Annotated in this window: 19 protein-coding genes; 10 read left to right on the top strand and 9 right to left on the bottom strand. The window is 54.9% G+C overall.

Annotated features, from left to right (window positions below):
- Positions 1 to 207: 207 nt before the first annotated feature.
- Positions 208 to 1,674 (bottom strand): leucyl aminopeptidase, encoded by a 1,467-nt coding sequence (locus tag Abci_RS07715; RefSeq protein WP_048838530.1) that lies wholly within the window; start codon positions 1,672 to 1,674, stop codon positions 208 to 210.
- A gap of 178 nt (positions 1,675 to 1,852) precedes the next feature.
- On the opposite strand from Abci_RS07715, the gene Abci_RS07710 reads away from it, so the two are divergent.
- The 4 genes from Abci_RS07710 to Abci_RS07695 are packed head-to-tail and all read left to right on the top strand — an operon-like array spanning position 1,853 to position 5,666.
- The gene (locus Abci_RS07710; protein WP_048838596.1) at positions 1,853 to 2,623 is read left to right on the top strand and encodes a 3'(2'),5'-bisphosphate nucleotidase CysQ family protein; all 771 of its coding nucleotides are present in this window, start codon (positions 1,853 to 1,855) and stop codon (positions 2,621 to 2,623) included.
- A 36-nt stretch (positions 2,624 to 2,659) separates the two neighbouring features.
- A complete protein-coding gene (locus Abci_RS07705) occupies positions 2,660 to 3,652 on the top strand; it encodes an L-threonylcarbamoyladenylate synthase (RefSeq protein WP_048838529.1) in 993 nt (330 codons plus the stop codon).
- Complete coding sequence (locus tag Abci_RS07700) at positions 3,649 to 4,176, top strand: hypothetical protein (protein ID WP_048838528.1); 528 nt, start codon at positions 3,649 to 3,651, stop codon at positions 4,174 to 4,176. The genes Abci_RS07705 and Abci_RS07700 overlap by 4 nt, the downstream gene beginning before the upstream one ends.
- A 53-nt stretch (positions 4,177 to 4,229) precedes the next feature.
- Entirely contained in the window at positions 4,230 to 5,666 is a 1,437-nt protein-coding gene (locus Abci_RS07695) for an FAD-binding oxidoreductase (protein ID WP_048838527.1), read from the top strand.
- A 160-nt stretch (positions 5,667 to 5,826) separates the two neighbouring features.
- Here Abci_RS07695 and Abci_RS14155 read toward each other — a convergent pair whose 3' ends face one another.
- From Abci_RS14155 to Abci_RS07675, 4 genes are all read right to left on the bottom strand, one after another.
- Positions 5,827 to 9,231, bottom strand: a complete 3,405-nt coding sequence (locus Abci_RS14155) for an autotransporter outer membrane beta-barrel domain-containing protein (protein WP_048838526.1) — start codon at positions 9,229 to 9,231, stop codon at positions 5,827 to 5,829.
- Positions 9,232 to 9,412: 181 nt separating this feature from the next.
- Positions 9,413 to 9,880, bottom strand: coding sequence for a hypothetical protein (locus Abci_RS07685; protein ID WP_048838525.1), 468 nt, complete (start codon positions 9,878 to 9,880; stop codon positions 9,413 to 9,415).
- Between the two features lie 24 nt (positions 9,881 to 9,904).
- Positions 9,905 to 10,594, bottom strand: coding sequence for a hypothetical protein (locus Abci_RS07680; RefSeq protein ID WP_048838524.1), 690 nt, complete (start codon positions 10,592 to 10,594; stop codon positions 9,905 to 9,907).
- Between the two features lie 458 nt (positions 10,595 to 11,052).
- Positions 11,053 to 11,616: a cob(I)yrinic acid a,c-diamide adenosyltransferase gene (locus Abci_RS07675; protein ID WP_048838522.1), complete on the bottom strand. Its 564-nt coding sequence runs from the start codon at positions 11,614 to 11,616 to the stop codon at positions 11,053 to 11,055.
- Between the two features lie 75 nt (positions 11,617 to 11,691).
- Between Abci_RS07675 and Abci_RS07670 the strand changes: the two genes are divergently transcribed.
- A complete protein-coding gene (locus Abci_RS07670; RefSeq protein WP_084597578.1) occupies positions 11,692 to 12,078 on the top strand; it encodes a DUF423 domain-containing protein in 387 nt (128 codons plus the stop codon).
- The gene (locus tag Abci_RS07665; RefSeq protein WP_048838521.1) at positions 12,075 to 13,001 is read left to right on the top strand and encodes an SAM-dependent methyltransferase; all 927 of its coding nucleotides are present in this window, start codon (positions 12,075 to 12,077) and stop codon (positions 12,999 to 13,001) included. The genes Abci_RS07670 and Abci_RS07665 overlap by 4 nt, the downstream gene beginning before the upstream one ends.
- A 12-nt stretch (positions 13,002 to 13,013) precedes the next feature.
- On the opposite strand, the gene Abci_RS07660 is transcribed toward Abci_RS07665, so the two are convergent.
- Both Abci_RS07660 and Abci_RS07655 read right to left on the bottom strand, forming a co-directional pair.
- Positions 13,014 to 13,316, bottom strand: coding sequence for a hypothetical protein (locus tag Abci_RS07660; RefSeq protein ID WP_048838520.1), 303 nt, complete (start codon positions 13,314 to 13,316; stop codon positions 13,014 to 13,016).
- Positions 13,317 to 13,343: 27 nt separating this feature from the next.
- Positions 13,344 to 13,952 (bottom strand): hypothetical protein, encoded by a 609-nt coding sequence (locus Abci_RS07655; RefSeq protein ID WP_244877617.1) that lies wholly within the window; start codon positions 13,950 to 13,952, stop codon positions 13,344 to 13,346.
- Here Abci_RS07655 and Abci_RS07650 point away from each other — a divergent pair.
- Positions 13,951 to 14,202 (top strand): DUF1653 domain-containing protein, encoded by a 252-nt coding sequence (locus Abci_RS07650; RefSeq protein WP_181015828.1) that lies wholly within the window; start codon positions 13,951 to 13,953, stop codon positions 14,200 to 14,202. The two genes, Abci_RS07655 and Abci_RS07650, sit on opposite strands and share 2 nt — an antisense overlap.
- A 158-nt stretch (positions 14,203 to 14,360) precedes the next feature.
- Positions 14,361 to 14,813, top strand: a complete 453-nt coding sequence (locus tag Abci_RS07645) for a CHRD domain-containing protein (RefSeq protein WP_048838518.1) — start codon at positions 14,361 to 14,363, stop codon at positions 14,811 to 14,813.
- 70 nt (positions 14,814 to 14,883) lie between these two features.
- Here the strand turns inward: Abci_RS07645 and acs are convergent, their stop codons facing one another.
- Together acs and Abci_RS07635 are read right to left on the bottom strand one after the other, a co-directional pair.
- Entirely contained in the window at positions 14,884 to 16,812 is a 1,929-nt protein-coding gene (gene acs / locus Abci_RS07640; RefSeq protein ID WP_261766287.1) for an acetate--CoA ligase, read from the bottom strand.
- 225 nt (positions 16,813 to 17,037) lie between these two features.
- Entirely contained in the window at positions 17,038 to 17,487 is a 450-nt protein-coding gene (locus Abci_RS07635; RefSeq protein WP_048838517.1) for a hypothetical protein, read from the bottom strand.
- A gap of 579 nt (positions 17,488 to 18,066) precedes the next feature.
- On the opposite strand from Abci_RS07635, the gene Abci_RS07630 reads away from it, so the two are divergent.
- Both Abci_RS07630 and putA read left to right on the top strand, forming a co-directional pair.
- A complete protein-coding gene (locus tag Abci_RS07630; RefSeq protein ID WP_048838516.1) occupies positions 18,067 to 18,771 on the top strand; it encodes a GntR family transcriptional regulator in 705 nt (234 codons plus the stop codon).
- Between the two features lie 337 nt (positions 18,772 to 19,108).
- On the top strand, positions 19,109 to 22,738 hold the full coding sequence (putA, locus tag Abci_RS07625) for a bifunctional proline dehydrogenase/L-glutamate gamma-semialdehyde dehydrogenase PutA (protein ID WP_084597572.1): 3,630 nt from the start codon (positions 19,109 to 19,111) through the stop codon (positions 22,736 to 22,738).
- Positions 22,739 to 22,831: the final 93 nt, after the last annotated feature.

The following is a 22,831-nucleotide window of genomic DNA, read 5'->3' as shown; positions in this document are numbered from 1 at the left end:
CGTGAGAGGAAATGGGCCGGAGTGCAAAAGAAAGAGGATGATTGCTGCTCATGGGGACCTGCGCCTGTGTTTATTTCCTGTCCATCATAGCGCATTTCGCATCCGAACCAAAAGCAAGCTCCTGTCATCATCCTATGCCTGAGAGCAGGCACAAAAAAAGGCCCCCGAAGGAGCCTTTTCTTGGTGGCTGGATTGTATATCGGTCAGTTACGCTTTTTCGTGCCGGGTTTGAACGAATGTGTTCAGCAGGCGCACGCCAAAGCCTGTAGCCCCTTTGGGTTGACCATTCTTGCCTTTAGCCAGCCAGGACGTGCCAGCAATATCCAGATGCGCCCAAGGTGTTTCCCCCACAAAACGCTTCAGGAACTGTGCTGCGGTAATAGACCCGCCTGCACGACCGCCCCCAATGTTCTTCATGTCCGCAATGTCGGATTTAATCAGGGCATCATACGCTTTGCCCATAGGCATACGCCACAGCAGGTCACCTGTTGCCTCACCAGCCTGTGCCAGATCGGCTGCAAGAGCATCATTGTTAGAGAACAGGCCTGCATATTCATGGCCCAAGCTGACGACAATGGCCCCGGTCAGGGTTGCGAGGTCAACCATCAGTTTCGGTGCAAAGCGTTCACGGGCGTACCAGAGAATATCTGCCAGAACCAGACGACCTTCGGCATCCGTGTTCAGGACTTCAATGGTCTGGCCAGAAGCACTACGCACAACATCCCCAGGGCGCTGGGCGTTACCGGACACCATGTTTTCAACAAGCCCGACAATACCCACGGCATTCACCTGCGCCTTACGGCCTGCCAGTGCTGCCATCAGGCCGGTAACCGTTGCGGCCCCTGCCATGTCACCTTTCATTTCTTCCATACCAGCAGCTGGTTTGATGGAAATGCCGCCACAGTCAAAGGTCACGCCTTTGCCGATAAAGGCGATCGGGGCTTCGTCTTTCACGCCGCCATTCCAGCGCATGATAACGGTGCGTGGTTCGTTCTCACTGCCCTGCGCCACACCCAGCAACGCGCCAAAACCCAGCTTTTCCATTGCAGTGCGGTCCAGCACCTCAATGTCCAAACCGAGATTCCGCAGAGTTGTAATGCGTTCAGCAAATTCAATGGGGGTCAGAACATTGGCGGGCTCTGTCACCAGATCACGCGTCAGGATCACACCACGCGCGATGGCGGCCTGTGCGGGCCATGCAGCGTCAGCCTGCGCCACGTCTGAGGTCAGAACATCCAGTTTGGCAAGGGCGTGATTTTTATCATCCTCAGGTACGCTCTGATACAGCCCGAAATGATAAGCCCCAAGTGTCGCACCCAGCGCCACGTGTGCAGCATGAGGCAGTCCTGCCACAGCAACAGACGCTTTCTCAGCCTTCAACAGTGCCGAGGCCGCTACACCACCGGCGTTCTCAGCCTCTTTAGGGCCAAAAGCGTCTTTCGCGCCAACGCCCACCAGCACAACCCGGTCCAGCCCTGCACCGGGCGCCAGAATGGTCGTGACGCGCCCTTCTTTGCCTGAAAACCCGTCTGCTTTGGCTGCGCGGCTTATCGCACCGCCTGTTGCGTCATCCAGCGCCTTGTAGAAAGAAGAATGATCCTGCCCCTCGGCAACCAGAAGTGCCAGAGCCCCATTCTGTGGTAGGTTTTCTGGGGCGAACGTAACATGTAGCATAAAAATCTGGCCTCCTCGGGTTTTTCAAAATCTGTGCGCTTTATCGCATGGCTCGCAGCGCTCTACCATATGCTGTGGCAATATGGGCCTCATCTCTTACACTACAAGACGGCAGGCGTGGCTGACCCTCAGTATTTGGGGACATGACGAAACGCCAGATTTACCCTATGCTGCCCCCATGACCAGCCATACTGACGCAGATCTTCTGGCCCTTGCCGCCCGACTGGCGGAAGAAGCCGCTGAGATTATCCGCACCATTCGCGCCCGTGGGTTCAAGACCCTGACCAAGACCGATGCCTCCCCGGTGACGGAAGCAGACCACGCGGCGGAAGCGCATATCCTCAAGGGGCTTCGGGCCGAAGCGCCCCATATTCCCGTTATTGCAGAAGAAGAAGTGGCTTCAGGCCTGCTTGGCACGGTAGCGCCGGAATACTGGCTGGTGGACCCGCTGGACGGCACGCGGGAATTTGCTGCCGGACGGGATGATTTTACGGTCAATATCGGTCTGGTCCGTGACGGTCGTGCGTATCTAGGGGCCATGGCTTTGCCTGCGTATCACCAGCTTTATACAGGGGGCGTTGGCCTGCCTGCACACCGTACGGACCGCAATGGCACCACGGTCATTCATGTTCGCCGTCCGCCACCAGAAGGCCTGAGTGTTCTGGCTTCACGTCACTACGCTGATGACCCCAGATTGGCCGAGTATCTGGGGGAGCGGCGCATTGCGTCCATTGGCAATATTGGCTCAGCCGTTAAATTTGCCCGCGTTGCAGAAGGTGCTGTCGACTTCTACCCGCGCCTTGGCCCCACGATGGAGTGGGACACGGCCGCCCCCCATGCCATTTTGGAAGCCGCTGGTGGTCATCTGACCTTGCTGGATGGCAGCCCGCTCCTTTATGGCAAAACAGACTGGAAGAACCCTCCCTTTGTCTGCACCGGCGCACTCTAAAGCCCTCCAATGCTTTGAACAGAAATACGCATACCCATGACACTGCGCCTTGCCGCAACACCCTCCGGGCTTGAAGCCGCCGCCCATATTCTGCGTGACGGCGGGCTTGTGGCATTTGGCACAGAAACCGTTTACGGGCTGGGTGGAGACGCGTCTCAACCCAAAGCTGTGGCGCGTATTTTTGAAGCCAAAAACAGGCCACGCTTCAACCCGCTGATCAGCCACTTTCCCACAGCCGCCGCCGCATTTGAGCAGGTTTCAGCCTCCCCTCTGGCCCGCAAACTGGCCGAGACCTTCTGGCCAGGACCGCTGACACTGGTTCTCCCCCGTGCACCCGGCAGTACGGTGTCCGACCTTGCCGCAGATGGTTTGACGTCTTTGGCTGTACGCGTACCGCGCGGAGACGCCGTGCAAACCCTTCTTGCACTGGTGGACCGGCCAATTGCCGCCCCGTCCGCCAACCGCTCCGGTAGAATTAGCCCGTCTGATGCCAGCCATGTTCTGGAAGAGTTGGATGGGCGTATTGATGCCGTGCTGGATACTGGCCCCTGTATGGTAGGGATTGAAAGCACGGTACTGGACCTGACTCAGCCTGACAGACCAGTGCTGCTCCGCCATGGTGGCATTACGCCTGAGGCTCTGGAAGCCGTGTGCGGCCCGCTGAGCTACCCGGAAACAGCAAGTGATACCGCCCCCGTTTCACCGGGTCGTATGCTCTCACATTATGCCCCCACTCTACCTGTCCGGCTGGATGTCACGCATCCGGAGGCCACAGATGCCCTGCTTGCCTTTGGCCCCACTCCGGCTCGTGGCGCAGGCTATGTGTTTAACCTGAGCGAGCAAGGCAGTCTGGAAGAAGCCGCAGCACGGCTTTTTGCCGGGCTGCGCTTTCTGGACAAAAAGGGGGCGGAACTCGGTCTAAAAGCCATTGCCGTCTCCCCTATTCCCGCACAGGGCCTGGGTCTTGCTATACGGGATCGCCTGCATCGTGCTGCCGCGCCTCGACCTGAGGAAGGAAACCTGACATGAGCAGCTTTGACCCCAAAGAACTGAAAATTCTGTCTGACATTCTGGCTCTGGTGCTGGAGGAGCAGTCAGGTCAATCTGCCAGTGCGCTGGAAGCCCTTAAAAACCGCGCTCAGAAAGACAAGATAACCGGTGGGGCGCTAAAAAACCTTTTTCAGGCCATTGCGGTAGATCCCCCCAAACGGACTACCCGGTCTTCCTCCCGCCCGTCTCCTACGCCAGATGAATACCGCACCCAATTACGGCAGATGGCGGAGAGCATTCAACGGCTGGATACAGACCTGCGCGGCGCACGTACACAAAACGATAACCTGCGCACGCAATTGCAGAGAGCCCTTCAGGGCCAAAGAGACCTCACACAGCAATTTTCCGAAGAACTATCCCAAACCCGTTACCCCAGCCTGCTGATGCTGATGATTGCTTTTGGCGCCGGTATTCTGAGCGGTATAGCCGGGACTGAACTCTTCCACCTTTTTACACACCATGTTGTTCATAGCGCGGCTGAAAATGCACGCTATCTTTACTAAACACGGCTCCGGCGTTTTCTGGTTCTGCCCTGACAACAGAAGGTTTTTTCACGATGCCTGACACATTCCTGCCCGCACCGCTGCTCACGGCCCTGCAAGACCTGCTTGGCCCGTCAGGCATTTTAACGGAAACATCTGACACACAAAGCTATTGTACCGACTGGCGTATGCTCTATCAGGGCAAATGCGCCGCAGTTCTGCGCCCTGCCACAACTGAGGCCTGCGCCAAGGCAGTTGCCCTGTGCGTGCAGTATGGCGTGCCCATGGTGCCGCAGGGTGGCAATACCAGCATGGTGGGCGGCGCTACGCCAGACACAAGCGGCAAAGCCGTTGTTATTTCCACCACCCGCATGAACCGCATTATTGCCATAGACCATGCAGACCTGACCATGACGGTGGAAGCTGGCGTCACCCTGAAAGCCGCACAGGATGCAGCATTGAAGGAAGGGTTAATGCTCCCGCTTTCCATTTCGTCAGAAGGCTCTGCCGATATTGGCGGGGTTCTGGCAACCAATGCGGGCGGCAACAATACGGTGCGGTATGGCAATGCCCGTGAACTCGCTTTAGGCCTGGAAGCTGTACTGCCTGACGGCAGCGTGCTCAATGTCATGCGCAAACTCCGGAAAGATAATACCGGCTACGCCTTACGCCAGTTGCTGATTGGGTCAGAAGGGACGCTGGGCATTATCACCACAGCCGTTATTCAGCTTCAGCCTCAGCCTCGTTCTCGGGAAACAGCACTTTGCGCCGTGCAGAATACACAGGCAGCACTTGACCTGTTTGCAACCTTCCGCAAACAGGACCCCGCAGCCATTCAGGCTTTCGAATATATGTCCGGCACCAGCATGGCGCTGGTCAACAGCCTTATTGAAAACTGTGCCCTGCCCCTTTCAGAGCCCGCTCCAGCTTATGTGCTTGTTGAACTGGCAAGCCCCCGTGCTGATGACAGCCTGCGCACCCTGATGGAAGAAACCCTGGGCACCGCTTTTGAAAATGGTCTTGTATCAGACGCCGTGCTGGCAGAAAGCGAAACCCAGCGCCAGGCTCTCTGGATGATTCGTGAAGAACATGCAGAAGCCCAGAAGCGGGCTGGTGCCTCTGTGAAAAATGACGTGTCCGTACCGCTGGCAACCATTCCGGACTTCATTGAGCGCGCCACTGCTGCTTGTGAAAACCTGATACCCGGCATACGGGTTGCGCCATTTGGCCATATTGGGGATGGTAATATTCACTTCAACCTTGTTCAGCCTGAGGGTGCAGACGCTGCTGCGTTTCTGGCGCAGGACCACGCCATGATGGACACGGTGGCTGGCATTGTGCGGGAGTTGGGTGGCTCTTTCTCCGCAGAACATGGCGTAGGACAATTAAAAACCTACATGATGCCCTCTTGGCGCGGCGGAGCAGAGCTGGACAGTATGCGTAAAATCAAAGCCGCACTGGATCCGAAAAACCTTATGAACCCCGGAAAAATTTTCCCCGACGCCGAGTAAAGCTCAATTAAAAAAGGCGGTGGGTGTTTTTCACACATCCACCGCCCCCAAGGCCTGCGCTATTTCTTAAAGCTACTTACTTAATATAGATTTTTACAGAACAGATTAGAAAAACCGTGCTGCAATGGGGAATATCCTTTTTGCAGCACGCTCATAGTTCTTAAAAAACCCAGGACAGAGAGCCTTTCAGGCCACTTTCAGAATAATGTCCGCCATACTGTCCGGTGTAGGAAATACCAATCCGCAGGCGTTTTGTAAGGTGTGTTTGCACGCCCACTTTTACCAAAGCTGCATCTTGCACCAATGGCACACCAGAGACTTCAAAATCCTGGCTGCCAGCAAGGAAGGCTGACCGTGTTGTGGGCGTCAGAGCGCCAAATGCATGGCGGTAGCCCAAGGTCAGACCCGGAATAAGCACCGCTTTTCCAACATGCAGGCTGGTTGCCATGCGGGAGCCAAACGTGGCGTATGTTACACCCGTATCCAGCCCGTATCCGTGCAGCCCACCAACGCCGCCGCGCTCATGAAAAGACTTGGTTTGCTGGTTGATATAAGCCACATCGCCAAACGGCTCGATCATGACGCGGCCTAGATCAAACCTGTAGCCCAGGTCAGCAAAAGCCTGTGCTGTGCCACCATTATAGCTGCTGTTCTGCCGGTCCATCATGCCTGGAAATGCAACTGTACGGCGTGTGGACAGCATATTCCATGTGTAGGTTGCGCCCATGCGTAATGCCAGACGGTTCCAATGCGTGCTGGCATAACCACCAAGCGTTACGTTATCGCTGCGGCCAGAAGAGGCTCGGCCATTCGCAGAAAAGCTGGAATGCCCATACCCAACCAGCATCCCGACATGCCAGTTTTCAATCCGGGATGTATCCGCACCCATGACAAAACCACTGGTCGAATTGCTCAGGCCCGCTGCATTGCTGGTTTTACCATTATGGCTCCAGCTTCCATAAGCCTGCATCCACAAGGTTTCCCCTTCATCCGCCTGGCAATGTGCGTCCTGCGCTTTCAGGCGACCATGCACGGCGGTTTTTGCGGTACCATTCTGTGCGCCCAGCATACAGTCAGCAGCACGCATGCGGTCTATCGCCACATCCCGAATTTCATACGCATCCTGAACAAGGGCCGTACGGGCTGAAGCGTGAATTTCACCTGAAAGCGCATTAAACGCTCCACGCGCCTGCGCAAAGTTCAGAGACGTAATGGGCCGAGCTATATCGGTTGTTGGTGCAATACCATCCAGCGCCGTTGCGACACTCTGCTCGTTTCGGGTCTGAGCAGCGGCCGCAAAAGCAATGTCACTTCGCGCAACATCCACCGCTACGCTGTTCTTGGCGTAATCCACTCCCGTTGTCAGGAACGGATACAAATCTGTTGACCCGGTCAGGTTACTTTCAATTTTACCAAACTGCCCCTGTACGCCGTCTGTTGCGGTCAGAATTGTGTAGCTCTGGCCCAACTCGGGTGCGCGGGTTTGGGCGGTCACGGTGCTGACCAACGTGCCACCGTTCAACTGCGCTTTACCGTTTACGGTAATCAGGCTGGCAGCGCTGCTCCCAACGCGCACAAGATAAGAGGCCCCGGCCCCCAACGTGAAGTTACGCGCAACAGACATGGTGCCCAAAGTGTTACTCGTATCACCTGGGGTTACAACACCACGCACTACGGACAACCCACCAGCAAAATTACCTGTGCCGTTGACGAACCCTGTCGAGGCCACAAGGCCAGTTGTTGTGCCGTTATTTAGAAAATGGCCTGCATTTTCAACCTGGGTCTGTTCCAGCGTGCCGGTCAGGGCGAGTGTCGCCCCGGTAGAAATGCCGGTTTTACCTGTGTAGCTGCTGTTGCCTGTCAGGGTTTCCTGCCCGGCGGCAATAATAAGGCCACCATGGGTTTGCCCTTCCCCACCGGTTAAAACCGGTAGCGGCACGACAGACGGACGCGTTACGCCATCCGTATAATCATCTCTCAAAGAGCCTGCGAACGTGCCGGATGCCTGACTGAGCATGAGCGTGCTGTCTCCCAGCACCACGGTTCCTGCGCCATCAAGAGAGCGGATGCTCTGCCCTGCATCTGAATGGGCAATATCCAACGTGCCATCCACTTTTACAGTGGAAGACTGTGCAACACTCCCAGGGCCGCCAACGCCCAACCACGCATTCTGCGCAACAGAGGTAGCACCCGTATAGGTATTTGCATTGGTGAGATAGGCTATACCGCCGCTTTCAACACTGACGCCTTGCGTGCCTGAAATAACGCCTGCCAGACCCAAGGGGCCCATAGCGTTGGTAATGGTCAGGCCATTGGAAAAATTACTGTCAGAAACATAAAAAGGCGTGTAGCCCGTTACTGCTTTTTCCAGGTCATACATAACGGCGTTATGCTGGAAAAAGGAAATACCCTCCAGCGTGTAGCCATCAGGCGTATACGGATTGGAGCCAACCGTTAGCAGTGCGCTCTGGTCACCCTGGTTACCATCTGCGGTCGTAACCGTGACAGTCTGCGCGTTTGGCGTGCTGCCAGTAATGCTCAGCGTATGGCCGGGGTTCACGTCCTGCGGCCCACCATCGCTGCCAGTAATACCGGCTTTAAGCGCCTGGTCCAGTAAGGCTGAAGAGCCGACATAAATGGTTGGGGTACCTGAATCCAGCAATGTGGGCATACCCACCGTTTTAGGCCCGTTATCCAGCGCATACTGGAACATGACATCGAACTGATGGCCCGCATTTGCGCCCGAGAGCGGAAATTTACCCACCACCCCACGCCATGGCACCTGCGCAAAAAACTGTGCCCGCAGGGCAGCATTGAGCCCCATAATCAGACAGCCCTGACCACAGTCACCCGGTGTAGCCGCCGTGCCATTTGCCTCTACAATATACCCCGTTTTGGTCAGTTGCCCCGGCACACCGCCGTTGTCACCGGGATATATGAAGTCACCGGCCCCCATAATACCGTAAAAATGCCCCTCGTCAGGCGCCTGTCCGGCATCCAGTGTCTGTTGCCATGTCAGGTTCTGATAATAGGTTTGGGAGGAGTCCAGACCTGGGGTGGTGCCGGGAATAATTTGTCCGGGCGTGTCCCCATAAAGCCGGTCTGCCGTATCAATGGACGCCTGAATAAGTGCCACGCCCAGACCGCCGGAGGTTGCATAGTCTGCAACCTGCTTGCCTGTCGTGCCATTATAAAACTGGACGCTGGATACCGTGGTGTCCGACTGCAAATAACCATATGTGCCGTCACCATACATATAGCCGTAAGGTGCACTGACGGGTGTTCCGGCTTGCGTTGGGAACCATGACGGAGCGCTTCCCCCCATGCCAACAGCAATATTGAAAGAATCAGATCCTGTATCAAAAAAATACTCTTTAGCGTCTGCTCCGTTTACGCCTGCCTTGATGCCAAGACGGCCAAACATATACTGCGTGCCATCTGAACCAACGTCTGTTTCCGTAATAATATCCAACGGAATTTCTGCCGCGCGCGCCTGATGTTCATGGCAGGCAAAAATGCAGCTTAGAAAAAACATCCGGCAGGACAAATTTCGTAAACGAACCATTTAAGTAGCTTTCTCTTTGAATTCATTACCTTTAATTATATTGCGTAACGGAAAATTAATCTTACCACCATGCCAATTATTTCTTTTTCGACACAAACAAATAGAGTGTGTTAAAAAAGCCGCACTGCATTGTGGCGCAGTGCGGCTTTCAAATTTATGCTTAGAATGCGGTCTGACGGCGTTATTTTTTACGGGAGAGAAAATCCATCTCGGGTCGACGCAACGCATAAAGCTGAATAATCAGGCCCGGCAGCAGAATAAAGCTTAGCTCCAGCCCACCCAAGACCATCGCAAGAGCAGTAAAGACTGGCGCCAAACCTCGCTCAACGCGCGCACCATAAGGCGCAGCACAGGCCAGAACGGAACAGAGTCCACTCACAGCCAATAAACCAGCTGCAGAAATTGCCTGAAAAGGATGATGCGTGACGTTAGGCGTAAGCCCCCCCATCACGCTATCCAGAGACGACATATCTGACGACCACCCCGCCAGACCAAATAGAAAGGTGAAAGGCAGAACCAGAACGCCAAAAATATCTTTTAACAGCAACAAAAAACTGATGACCAGTGGAGGCAGCAGTATAAATGCTACCCCTACGGCAATATCAGCAATTAAAAAAACCAGTGCAGGTGTTACGGAGTTATTTTTCATTACCGTCACCCTACAGGCTTGTTTTTAGTCTTTCCACCATTTTACAGGCTGCGGTTCATCTGCACTGATGTCATCATCCTGCTCGGCATCCAGTTCTGCAGCTTCTGCTGCAACCGGGCGTATCCGGGGGCGACCACGCGGCTTGGCTTCAAGCTTTTTACGCAGGTCCTGCGCTTCTTCTTCCATGCGCTCAAGGTCACGCTGCAAGCTGCGCACCATACGGGATTGCTCGCTCAACTCAGCATCGCGTTCCTGTAATTTGGCAGTCAGTTCCCGCACCATCAGGTCAGCGTGGGCTTGCCGTGTTTCCATACCCTTCTGGGCAGACTGCAAGTTTTCCAACTGACGTTCAGCGTCTTCCGCACGCAGGCGCTCTTCCGCCAACTGACGACGGATTTTTGAAACTTCTCCTGCCTCATCATCAGAAAAATGTGCGGCACGAGATGTTGTAAATGTTTTTGGCACAGCCAGTGTACGGGGCTGCGTACGCGTCAGGGAATGTTTTTCGACCTGCACATCACCATCTTTTACAAAACGACGGCGTTTATTCTGTGCGTTATCAGCTGCGGGACGCTGAGACGGCTGCTGCTGACGAGAGCGAGCAGGCCCACCAGCCCCCATACGCTCAAGAGCGTTGCGCAATGAGGCTTCTTCAAATGCTTCTTCCTGGCTTTTATCAGCCACGGATGTTGAAAAAAAAGATGGTGTCTTCATGAATTCGGAAGTCACTCTGCTTTATACTTTCCTGGTACTGCAAGATTTCCCCGCATGTCTTTGCTACTAGCTCAATACTCAACACAACAAGGTAGAGTGAGCAATATTTTAGCAGACTGCTTTTAGGAGCACTCAGACACGGTGCACTTTGGGAACCTTAACACGATAGAAGATTGTGAAATACAGGAAATGTTTTGTACCTATAAAAGCACGCCACCCTTTCCGTGCTTTCGTTTTAGCATAGCATGCCTTAATTTCCAACAGAAAGAACCCGCAGAAATTAGCCTTTTTTGTATCATTTCTGCTGTTTTTTCTAACAATTCCGTCACATCACTTTCTGTCGCCCCCGTACACACTGACTTGGTCTTTTTTATAAAAGCCATATCTACACTGCATGTTGGTGCAGATATTCTATAAAACCGGGCAAAAAAACAGGTCTTCAACGCCACAATACTCTGTTAACCTGGCACCCATAGTACATCCATTTGACCATCATTATTAAAATGACGCGATAAAACAAAAAAATAATCTGACAATCGGTTTAGTATTTTTAACAATACTGGATTAATAGTCTCCTGTTCCGCCAAAACAACGCAGCATCGTTCAGTTTTACGGGCCTGTGTGCGGGCCATGTGTGCCCATGCGGCGGCAAGACTACCGCCCGGCAACACAAAACTGGTGAGGGGTGCTTGGCCTGACTGTAATTCTGAAATCTGTTGCTCAAGCTGGAATACGGCGTCTTCAGAAACGCGCCGGGGCACCTTTTTACCCGTTGTGTTATCAGGCTGGCAAAGATCGGCCCCCATATCAAACAGCAAATTCTGCACATGCATCAATTCTGTATAGACGGCACTGCCTTCCTTACTATGAGCCCTTACAACACCCACCACGGCGTTCAGTTCATCCAGACTGCCTATGGCCTCGATCCGCGCAGCAGCCTTTGAAACACGGGACCCATCGCCCAACGAGGTCTGCCCCGTATCTCCGCCACGCGTCACAACACGGTCTATACGAATACTCATACGTCTCTCTTCCTTTTGGTCCGGATGGCTTTATCTGTTTCCGCTGGAGGCAGATGCGCCTATATACAGCCCATCATGCCCAGCACATTTTCTTTCCCTCGTTTATGGCGCATCTCTGGTGCGCTTCTGGCCGCAAGCGGCACCATAGTGGGTGCATTGACCGCCCACCTGCCTGATGCACGCTTTGCAGAAGGCGGCCGCGCCATTGCGCATAATGCCATGGAAGTCCAGATGTGGCACGCCCTCGCCCTTCTGGCACTTGGTGTGTCCCTTAGCCAACGGCCTACGCGGCTAATCGCCGTCGCCGGGTGTGGTCTGCTTCTTGGCACACTCCTGTTTTGCGGGGGCGTTTATTATACCGCGCTGACAGGCCATCATGCCGCCCATGTCGCGCCTACGGGGGGAAGCCTGCTTATTATCTCCTGGTGTACACTCGCCGTTGCCTGGGCGCTCCGGGCATGACACAGCCGATTAAAGGGGTATGGCTGGCACCTGAAGGGCTGGAAGCTGTTCTGGAGCAGGACCTCAACCGGCGCGGCGTGCAAATTGACCGCTGGCATGGCCGTCTGGCGCTGTCACATCAGGCTGCTTTATATTCTCCATGGGCGCTGGATATCTGGCTGGAACCACAAAGCGTCAGCATCACGTCCATTCGTCATGCAGCCGAGACACTCCGCGCTATACAGCGGAACTGGAGCCTTTATGCTGCGGACTGTTTCCGCCGCGCCAGCCTGATTGAAGAGAAGCTCCCTCCGGTCAAGGCGGCCCCTCTTGTTTTTCCAACCCTGCCCCCAAGCAGCCCGCTTGGAGCATGGACCTTGCTGGATGCAGGAACCCTCCTGTTTTCCGCCAAGAAATCCACCCCTTTCGTGAACGGGACACCCCAGTTCATTGAAGACCGGGTTGGCCCTCCGTCCCGCGCTTACCTTAAATTGTGGGAAGCCTGCACACGGCTGGGCCATTGGCCGCAAGTGGGACAGCAATGCTTTGATCTGGGCGCAACTCCCGGCGGGTGGACATGGGCCATAGCGCAACTTGGTGCAAACGTGACTGCAATAGACCGCGCCCCGCTGGACCCACGCGTTGCCGCAATGCCCACAGTCAGCTTTCAACAGGGAAGCGCCTTTGGTCTGGAACCTACAGATCTGCCTGAGGCCGACTGGGTGTTTTCTGACATCATCGCCTACCCCAAACGGCTGCTTGCCCTCGCCAACCGCTGGATTGAGTCAGGCCGGACGGAACGCCTTGTGTTGACGGTCAAGTTTCAGGGCGAAACAGACCATGAAACCGTGTCCGCGTTTGAAGCCATCCAGGGTGGGCACCTGATGCACCTTGCGCAAAACAAGCATGAGCTGACTTTTTTCTGGCAAAAACCCGCATCGTAAAGACTGGAAGGGTCAGGAGCGCCGCCAGAGGCGCTCCCCCAGCCGCACGATCAATACCGCACCAGCAAAACACACCACCATAAGCCCTATCGCCACAGCCTGCTGCCTCTGGGCTATGCCATCCACCGCTAGTGTTTGCAGGATGGTGGCCCCAACATGCCCGCCAGACACATGGTCCACCCAGGGCAAACCGGCCAGCCCCTCCCGCAGCAACGCAATGAGCAATACCGTCACCCCAACGGTGATGAGAGTTTTGAGAACGATATATTTCAGGCTAGCCGCGACCGAGGGCTTAGAGGAAGAGGGCTTGGTCATTCTGATCCTGACATCTATGGATTACACTTACTGAGTAATCTGGTGTCCCTCTTTCCGCATTTCAGCCTGATGTTTCTTAATAGATGTTTTAAAACCCGGCAGGTCCGTTGCTGCCAGCGTATCGTGATAAGTCCCGTTTCTCCAGATCCAGCGGTCTGATCCATCAATCAGAATATCCCGCATCCCCTCATGCGTTGTGTGTAACAGGCTGATCGGGCTGCTGACGGAATCGAGAATTTTCACCCATTGCCCACCACGCTTCATATAAACGTCTGTTGAACAACCAGCGGACCCACACAGGCTTGCCGCCTGCACCTGCACAAACAGACCAATGGTCTTATTGTCTTTTGAGAGAGGTGTTGAGCCTATAAGAATAAGCGGAGTCTCATGATGGCGCGCCGCGGCTGCCAGATCTTCCCCGCTGAGTTTTTTGACTTCTGCTTCCAGCGGGCTACCCGGCTGATGGGTCATGATAACCGGATCTGCCGCCTGTGACGTGGCTTTCTGTGTCTGGCGCTTTGCCTGTACGGCAGCAGGCCCTGCAATTAAGACAGCTACGGCCAGAGCTGAGGGCACCATAAAATACCGGTTCAAGGTTGCGATCTTGCCGCAAGCTATGGAAAACCTGTTCACCATGAATACCCATCCTGAAAATACACACACCATGATACTGCCCGAACACCCCAAACCCGGTCTGTACAGACATTATAAAGGCGGACTTTATACTGTTCTCTGTGTCGGACGCCACAGTGAAACCGAGGAATGGCTCGTGACATACCGTAGCGAAGCCCTTGGCAGCTATTGGGTACGCCCTTTGGCCATGTGGCAAGAGCAAGTTAATGGCGTTCCCCGCTTTGCGTTTATAGAGGCCACAACACAGCTATAGTTGCGAAACCGAACCATAAAAAATTCTATACCGCCCAAATCATAGAGGTATTTTATTTTTAACATTCATTTATTTTATGAACGGTCATGGAACCTTATTCGGGGGTGCTCGTTTAGGTCTTCGTAGAAAGTGAATACTTTCGATTCTAGGAGGATACTATGATTTCAAACCGTTCTATTACTTTTGGTGCAGCTCTTCTGACCGGCGTTCTGGCTTTTGCGCCAGCTCTGTCCCACGCAGAAACCATCGCTTCCCAGGGGCACTTTGCACCGCAGAAAGCAGTGGCCTCCGAAGCGACCGGCGGCGCACGCGCCACACTGGAAACGCGTAACAATGCGCTGAGCTACACCGTGACATGGAACAACCTGTCTGGTCCGGTTGTTGCAGCAGAACTTCTGGCTGCAAAATCACTGGCTGACACGGCTGAGCCGGTTGAAACGCTGAAGGGTCCGTTCAAATCTCCGCTCGAAGGCACGATCACGCTGAGCGCGGATGAGATCAAACAGTATAAAGATGGCAAACTTTACATCAGCCTTGGCACAGCAGCGCACCCACATGGTGAAGTCCGGGCACAGCTGAACCCTGTTCCTGCACCAGCAGACAGCAAATAAAAACCAGCCTTCTTTGAGGGCCGGATAAAGGAGCGGGGCAGACGATTTACGTCTGCCCCGCTTTTTGCTGTTAGCCGTCCTGTTGTTCCTTCACGGCAGCAATCAGTTCAGACACAATATCGGGGTCGGCCAGAGTAGACAGGTCCCCAAGGCCCTCCAGATCATGAGCCGCAATTTTACGCAGCAAACGCCGCACAATCTTGCCTGAACGTGTTTTTGGGAGGTCCCTGACAACATATATTTTCTCGGGCACAGCATAGCGGCCAACCCCTTTTGAGACCGCACTGTTTACGGCAGAAGGATGGAAGACGCCTGCTTCACGTGGCACGACAAAGACAACAAGCCCCTGCCCCTTCAGGTCATGCGGAATACCAACAGCAGCGCTTTCCACGACCTCGTGGTCCGTTGCAATGGCATCCTCAATTTCTGCTGTGCCAATCCGGTGCCCGGATACATTCACCACATCATCAACACGGCCCGTTATCCAGTAATACCCATCCGCCTCACGCCGTGCGCCGTCCCCGGTAAAATAATGGTTGGGGCATGTTGTAAAATAGGTTTGCCTATACCGGGCATGATCCTGCCAGATTGTCATGGCCTGCCCCGGCCACGACTGCGCCATGCAAAGCAGCCCCTCACCGGCACCCGTTACCTCAACGCCCTGGGCGTCCAGCAGCGTTGCCGCAACACCGGGCAATGGAAGAGATGCCGCACCCGGACGAGGCGTGATGGCGTTAGCGGCTGCCGTAATCATGACCCCGCCTGTCTCCGTCTGCCACCATGTATCCACGACGGCGCACTGGCCTTTCCCAACTTCATCATGAAACCAATGCCATGCTTCCGGGCTGATAGGCTCCCCTACCGTCCCAAGAATTCGCAGGCTTTTCAGGGAGCGACTGCGTACAACGGCCTCATCTTCCCGCATGGCGGCACGCACAACCGTGGGAGACGTATAAAATGTGGTGACACCATTGCGGTCAATAACGTCCCACCAACGCCCCGGCTGCGGCCATGAAGGAAGGCCTTCATAAACCATAATGGTCCCGCCATTGGCCAGTGGCCCGTACACCACGTAAGTATGCCCCGTTATCCAGCTAATATCCGCCGTACACCAGAAAACATCAGTCGGTTTATGGTCAAAGACGGTGGCATGCGTAAATGCCGCCCACACCATATAGCCCCCGGTACTATGCACCAGCCCTTTTGGGCGGCCCGTACTGCCTGACGTGTACAGCAGAAAAAGCGGGTCAAGGGCGCTCATGGACTCAGCCGGACACTCAGGCGCTTCCTGGCTTACTGCTTCTGCATAATCCAGGTCACGGCCCGACTGCATGGACACCACATCATCCGTTACCGGCACAACCAGTACATGCTTTACACAGGAGGATTGGCCACACCGCACAATGGCATCATCAATCGTGACTTTGCTGGGTATGCGCTTTTCGCCACGGCGGGCACTGTTCGCTGTAAGAACAAGCACGGCCCCGCTATCTGTCAGCCGCTCTGCCAGACCTTCCGCAGAAAAGCCACCAAACAGCACAACATGAATGGCCCCAATACGTGCACAGGCCAACATGGCGATAACCCCCTCTGCCACCATAGGCAGATGGATTGCCACGCATTCCCCCTTCTTGACGCCAAGCCGACGCATAAGATTGGCCAGCCTGCACACACGGGCATGAAGCTGCTGATAGGTCAGCACTTCACGCTGCCCGTCTTCCTGCCCTTCCCATATCAGAGCAGGTTTATCAGGCTGGGTACTCAAATGACGATCAAGACAGTTTTCTGACGCGTTCAAACGCCCGTCAGCAAACCATTCTACCGTAACATCCCCGGAAAAATCACTGCGGGAGGCGTGAGTAGGCTGTTTATGCCATGTCAGACCGCGCGCCTGTTGTAGCCAGAAAGCCTCCGGGTGTGCGGCGGCTTCCTGCACCATGTCGTGATACTGTCCGGCGCGCTGTGGTGTCACGCCGGTGGTTCCAAACGCTTCTGACACGTTCTCCCACCTTTCCTGTGCTTATACGCCCCTGACATCCTGCGGACAGGGGTCTGTCGGCTTTGTCACATTCAGGTCATGGGGGAAAGAGAGGCTGCGCCATCGCGCAACATTAATATTTCTTTATAATAACAAAAAGGCTGGCTTCCCTTAGAGAAGCCAGCCTTTTAGCACTGTAGTTATCGCGCCTTTCCTACACAGAAAGGCACCTTACTACGGCAAGTATTACAGAGCGGCTTTAGCACGTTCCAGCACAGCTTTGCAGGTTTTCTGGCGTACCGGAATGCTGGAGGTCGCAATAGAGTACGTCTTGCCGTTCACCTGCAACTGGCCAGCCGTACCACGTGCGTAGTACATGTTGCCTTCCTGCCCATCTGGCACGGCATTGGTCTTTTTGTTGTAAGACTGCAGCACCTTAAAGCTGTCATCGTAATCAACATAAGAACCCTGATTACAGTAGTTCAGCAGGCCACCAAGTTCGGCCGGGTGAACCCCACCCACATATCCGGACAGGTCTGTGTCAGTCAGGGTGGCAGTTTTTGAACCGGCTTCTGCCTGCTCTCCCCCTTTGGAGACAGGGGCGGGTGTGTCTGCTGCATGAGCAAAAACAGGGGCAGCAGCCAACAGGGTGGTAACAGCAAGCGCCGGCAGGGCGCGGACAGAAAACAGCTTCATCAAGAATCTCCCTCGCGGAATATTGCGCCAAACTGCCCCGCAAAATGCTGAAAGATCAAGCGGGCGGACTGCGCGGACGGAACATGGCAGCCCCTAGATAACGCTGGCTTTTTTACGCCCGCCCTCAAAAAATCCTGCCTGATGGGTGGGGCAAAAGCAGCGTTATCGGCAAAATGTCTCCTTTCTCTACAGCTCCAGAGTGCGCGTTTTCATCCCTCATAAAATGATCTGAGCACTGAAAAGTTTTGATGGAGCCAGCATCTTCGGCGTTACGGGTTTTGACTGCGTGCCAACAAGCGTTTGTAGTACTACCACTTGCCCACAGCCGCTCCCTCCTCCGCAACGGCCATGTTTATCTTGTGTCGTGCGTTTGCTATAACAGCCCTAACATGTCGCTTTCTGGCTGCCGCCTCACGCGATAGTGACCACGCTGTGTGCCTGTTCACACAGGCCTTACAGCCCAGAAGCCTGAAACCCCCGTGCCATGACAACCTGCAAAGGCCCCTTGGCATAAAGCCGTTACGCTCTCTATGATGCAAAACGACACGATAATGAAACGAACCGGAGCCCGTTATAAGCATGTTGCCTGCACACCTTTTTCTTAAAACGGAGTTTGCAGGACACGGCACGGCCTCTGAAACCATCCGCACAGCCCTGCGCACTGCCATTCTGGAAGATGTGCTGGAGCCGGGCCAACCACTGCCTCAGTCAGAATTGGCTGCCGGGTTTGGGGTCAGCATTATTCCTGTGCGTGAAGCCCTCAAACATCTGGAAGCCGAAGGGCTTGTGGCCTTTCTACCCAATCGGGGCGCAACGGTCGTGGGGCTGGAAGAAGCAGATGTGCTGGAATACTCGCAAATTCGCGCGTTGCTGGAAGAACAGGCCGCGGCATTTGCTGTGCAGAACATGACCCGCGTAGACTTGGCCCGCATAGAAGACGCTTACGAGGCCTTTGTAGAAGGTACTCGCGGCAGTAATGGAGCGGTAAAATCCGGGGCGCTCAATCGGGCCTTTCATAATGCCATTTATGCGGCAGCCAACAAGCCACGCCTTCTGGCCATGATTGATGACCTGCATATTCGGCTGGACCGTTATATTCGCGGGCATTTACGCATTGAGGGCCGTAAAGACACGACTGACTCGGAACATCTTGCCATTCTGGAAGCATGCCGCGCCAAGGATGCTGACTTGGCTGCCAGTTTGACACGCACGCACATCCTCCATGCTGCTGATATTTCCGTACAGGTGTTCCGCCAAAAAAGACGGCTATCTCAAACCGGTTGAGGCCCGAACCCGGCTCTCATAGACCAACCGCCTCTTCAACCCCATTTTCAGCGCACAAAAACGCTGCCTAAAATCTACCCACACCGCGCCCAAAATGCAGGCGACAGGGTAGATTTTCCTTATTTTTCAATCCCATGGGAATGCGCGTTCGCTAGCCAGAAAACGGGGCTGTTCTCTGGACAGTCCATATGCGTTTTTTTTGCGTAATATATGATATTGCAAATAATATATTATCATGCGAAGGACGAAAAATCGTTATTTAGCCAAAACTTCCTGAAACCGTATTGCATCAGAGATGTCTTGCGCTGCCACCACGCTGGAAGAATAGCCTATGCCCATGAGCGACACATCTGCCCCTGTGTTTTCGTCCCGCACGCCGCTGCGCAAGGCCATTATTGAGGCCTTCCGCCAGCCTGAAGCAGCTTGCGTGAACGCCCTGACCCTTGCCGCCACCCTGAGCGAAGCAGAGGCTCAAGCCACAACAGCTCTTGCAACCCGCTTGGCAGAAACCCTGCGTGCGGACCGTAAGCCGGGTCTGGTGGAAACACTGGTGCAGGAATTCTCTCTGTCTTCCGCTGAGGGTGTCGCCCTGATGTGCCTGGCAGAAGCTTTGCTCCGTATTCCGGACACGGCAACGCGTGATGCCTTAATTCAGGATAAGATTGGTGAGGGCGACTGGCTGGCCCACGCTTCACGCGGGCGGCCGCTATTTGCCAATGCCGCTGCATGGGGGCTGGCACTGACAGGCGGCCTTGTTGCAGAGCGGGACGAAAAAAACCTGACCAACTTACTGCTCGGTTTTGTTGCCCGCAGCAGTAAAGGCGTTATTCGCAAAGCCGTTGATGCAGCAATGCGCCTGATGGGTGAACAGTTTGTGCTGGGCGAAACCATTGAGCAGGCCCGTAAAAACAGTAAAAAACTGGAAGATATAGGCTTCTCCTACTCCTATGACATGCTGGGCGAAGCCGCCTTTACAGCACAGGATGCTGAACGCTACCGGCAGGACTACCTGAACGCCATTCACGCCATTGGCCGCAGTGCGGTTGGCAGCAATGTTTATGAACGTCCCGGTATTTCCATAAAGCTTTCCGCCCTGCACCCACGTTACGTTCGCGCCCAGCGCGACCGGGTAATGACAGAACTGCTGAGCGTTGTGCAGGAACTCACCCTGCTGGCCCGCAAATATGACATCGGCATCAACATAGATGCCGAGGAAAGCGAACGCCTTGACCTGTCGCTCGACCTGCTTGAGGCTCTGTGCCACACACCGGGCCTTGAAGGGTGGAACGGTATTGGGTTTGTGGTTCAGGCTTACGGCAAACGCTGCCCATTTGTGCTGGACTATATTATCGATCTGGCCCGCCGCACCAACCGCCGCCTGATGGTCCGCCTTGTTAAAGGGGCTTACTGGGACAGTGAAATCAAGAAAGCGCAGATTGAAGGGCAATCTGACTTTCCCGTTTATACGCGTAAATGCCACACTGATATCAGCTATCTGGCCTGTGCCCGTAAACTGCTTGCGGCCCGCGATGTTATTTTCCCGCAATTTGCCACCCACAATGCCCGAACCCTTGCAAGCATCTACACCCTTGCAGGCGAGGACTTTCAAGTTGGGTCTTACGAATTTCAATGCCTGCATGGCATGGGTGAACCGCTGTACAAGCAGGTTGTTGGCGCAGACAAACTGGCACGCCCTGCCCGCATATATGCTCCGGTAGGCACGCATGAAACCCTGCTTGCATACCTTGTACGCCGTCTGCTGGAAAACGGAGCCAACTCTTCCTTCGTCAATCAAATTGGTGATGAAGCCATTCCTGTTTCAGCCCTGATTGAAGACCCGCTGGAAGTAGCGCATGGTTTTACGCCGTATGGAGCACCGCATACAGAAATTCATAAACCCACAGATCTGTTTGCGCCAGAACGCCGCAATTCCGCAGGCACAGACCTGGCAGATGACAAAGTGTTAGCGGATCTTGCTGCTGGCATAGAAAAAGCCCCCAAAAGCTGGAAGTCTGCTCCTCTGGTTGCAGGCCTCAAACCTAAAGGGGACGCACAGCCCGTCACCAACCCGGCTGACCGCTCGGACTGTGTGGGAACCGTTATTCAGGCAACACCAGAGATCGTGGCAAAAGCGGCTATAGCCGCCAAGAAAGCAAAAACGGCCTGGGCCGACACACCTCCGGCGCAACGCGCTGATATTTTGGAAAAAGCCTCTGATCTTCTGGAAGAACGCCAGGATGAATTACTGGCTCTTCTCTCCCGTGAAGCCGGGAAGTCTCTGCCAAATGGTATTGCAGAGGTACGGGAAGCGGTGGACTTCCTGCGCTATTACAGCGCAACCATCCGCAAAGACTTCACGAACGCTACCCATGTGCCCCTTGGCATTGTGGCCTGCATCAGCCCCTGGAATTTTCCGCTGGCCATTTTCCTTGGTCAGATTGCTGCGGCCCTTGCTGCTGGTAACGTTGTTTTGGCAAAACCTGCTGAAGAAACACCCCTTATTGCAGCCCTTGCAGTTGATATTCTGCACCAAGCCGGTGTGCCTGCGGGTGCCGTGCAGCTTTTGACGGGCGATGGAGAAACCGGTGCCGCTCTGGTTGGGGATGAGCATGTGTCTGGTGTTATGTTCACCGGCTCAACCGTTGTCGCACAAATCATCAACCGTCAGATTGAAGCACGCCGTACACACACGGGCCAGCCTATTCCGTTTATTGCGGAAACCGGTGGCCAGAACGCCATGATTGTTGATTCTTCAGCTCTGGCGGAACAGGTGGTGGCAGATGTCGTGGCCTCAGCATTTGACAGTGCAGGACAGCGTTGCTCCGCCTTGCGGCTGCTCTGCGTGCAGGAAGACTGTGCTGACCATATTCTCACCATGCTCCGAGGGGCCATGCGCGAGCTGCGCCTTGGCAACCCCGCACATCTTGCCACGGATGTTGGGCCGGTTATTACAGCAGAGGCAGCAGACGGCATTACCAAACATATTGAAGCCTTCCGCGCCAAAAAAGCACCCGTTTACGCACTGCCTCTGCCTGAAGCCTGCGCCAATGGCAGCTTTGTACCGCCAACGTTAATTGAAATTACCTCTGTGCGGGAAATGGGGGCTGAGGTTTTTGGGCCGGTTCTGCATGTTTTACGCTATGCCCGGACAGACTTGGACCGTTTGCTGACAGACATTAATGGTACAGGATACGGCCTGACATTCGGGCTGCATACAAGGATTGAGTCCACCGTCACGCATGTGCTCTCGCATGTTGAGGCCGGTAACCTGTATGTAAACCGCAACACCATTGGGGCTGTTGTTGGCGTGCAGCCTTTTGGCGGGCGTGGCCTTTCCGGCACCGGGCCAAAAGCAGGCGGCCCACTGATACTACGCCGCCTGCTGGCACAGGCCCCAGCAGTCGGGCCACTGGTACGGGGCAAGCTGCCGGATTCCATGCGGGCCTGGACGGACTGGCTACGTGAGCAAGGCGAGAGCGTCGGCGCTGCAACCGCCGCAACGCTAAGCCGAACACCTCTGGTTGGAGGGGAATGTACCCTGCCCGGCCCCGTTGGTGAGAAAAACCTGTATAGCCTGATGCCACGCGGAAACATCCTGTGTATTCCAGCGACCAAGTCCGGACTGTATAACCAGATCTCGCTTGCTCTTTCTGGCGGGAATAAAGCGCTGGTTCTGGCCCACGACTCTGCTGCCGTCTGGCATTCTTCCCTCCCCGCCACCCTGCAAAACGTCATTGAAATTGTCAGCAGTGCTACAGCAAGGCCTTGCGCTATTGTGCTGGCCGAGCGGGATGATGAGGCTTTCGCCGCAGCACGCAAAGCTCTCTCCGCTGGTGATTACCCCATTGCGTCAGCATGGATCACAGGCACAAGCCTGCCGGGCACTGAGTGTGTGCTGGAGGAACAGTCCTGCAGTATCAACACAACGGCGGCAGGCGGTAACGCCAGTCTGATGACACTCGCCTAACCAAATCCCGTATGGTTCTCCCCCACACCTGTCTGACAGGCGTGGGGGCCATTGCAAGGCCGGGTCTGCACCGGATGCAACACGGCCCTGCCG

The sequence above is a fragment of the Acetobacter cibinongensis genome (assembly GCF_000963925.1).
In the GTDB taxonomy this organism is placed as follows: domain Bacteria; phylum Pseudomonadota; class Alphaproteobacteria; order Acetobacterales; family Acetobacteraceae; genus Acetobacter; species Acetobacter cibinongensis.
The sequence above is the reverse complement of the archived record's forward strand: the minus strand, read 5'-3'. Positions and strand labels throughout refer to the sequence as shown.

Excerpts from the sequence above, each read along its gene's own strand:
- Abci_RS07715 (WP_048838530.1), bottom strand. The coding sequence starts at position 1,674 with ATGCTACATGTTACGTTCGCCCCAGAAAACCTACCACAGAATGGGGCT.
- Abci_RS07710 (WP_048838596.1), top strand. The coding sequence starts at position 1,853 with ATGACCAGCCATACTGACGCAGATCTTCTGGCCCTTGCCGCCCGACTG.
- Abci_RS07705 (WP_048838529.1), top strand. The coding sequence starts at position 2,660 with ATGACACTGCGCCTTGCCGCAACACCCTCCGGGCTTGAAGCCGCCGCC.
- Abci_RS07700 (WP_048838528.1), top strand. The coding sequence starts at position 3,649 with ATGAGCAGCTTTGACCCCAAAGAACTGAAAATTCTGTCTGACATTCTG.
- Abci_RS07695 (WP_048838527.1), top strand. The coding sequence starts at position 4,230 with ATGCCTGACACATTCCTGCCCGCACCGCTGCTCACGGCCCTGCAAGAC.
- Abci_RS14155 (WP_048838526.1), bottom strand. The coding sequence starts at position 9,231 with ATGGTTCGTTTACGAAATTTGTCCTGCCGGATGTTTTTTCTAAGCTGC.
- Abci_RS07685 (WP_048838525.1), bottom strand. The coding sequence starts at position 9,880 with ATGAAAAATAACTCCGTAACACCTGCACTGGTTTTTTTAATTGCTGAT.
- Abci_RS07680 (WP_048838524.1), bottom strand. The coding sequence starts at position 10,594 with ATGAAGACACCATCTTTTTTTTCAACATCCGTGGCTGATAAAAGCCAG.
- Abci_RS07675 (WP_048838522.1), bottom strand. The coding sequence starts at position 11,616 with ATGAGTATTCGTATAGACCGTGTTGTGACGCGTGGCGGAGATACGGGG.
- Abci_RS07670 (WP_084597578.1), top strand. The coding sequence starts at position 11,692 with ATGCCCAGCACATTTTCTTTCCCTCGTTTATGGCGCATCTCTGGTGCG.
- Abci_RS07665 (WP_048838521.1), top strand. The coding sequence starts at position 12,075 with ATGACACAGCCGATTAAAGGGGTATGGCTGGCACCTGAAGGGCTGGAA.
- Abci_RS07660 (WP_048838520.1), bottom strand. The coding sequence starts at position 13,316 with ATGACCAAGCCCTCTTCCTCTAAGCCCTCGGTCGCGGCTAGCCTGAAA.
- Abci_RS07650 (WP_181015828.1), top strand. The coding sequence starts at position 13,951 with ATGAATACCCATCCTGAAAATACACACACCATGATACTGCCCGAACAC.
- Abci_RS07655 (WP_244877617.1), bottom strand. The coding sequence starts at position 13,952 with ATGGTGAACAGGTTTTCCATAGCTTGCGGCAAGATCGCAACCTTGAAC.
- Abci_RS07645 (WP_048838518.1), top strand. The coding sequence starts at position 14,361 with ATGATTTCAAACCGTTCTATTACTTTTGGTGCAGCTCTTCTGACCGGC.
- Abci_RS07635 (WP_048838517.1), bottom strand. The coding sequence starts at position 17,487 with ATGAAGCTGTTTTCTGTCCGCGCCCTGCCGGCGCTTGCTGTTACCACC.
- Abci_RS07630 (WP_048838516.1), top strand. The coding sequence starts at position 18,067 with ATGTTGCCTGCACACCTTTTTCTTAAAACGGAGTTTGCAGGACACGGC.
- putA (WP_084597572.1), top strand. The coding sequence starts at position 19,109 with ATGAGCGACACATCTGCCCCTGTGTTTTCGTCCCGCACGCCGCTGCGC.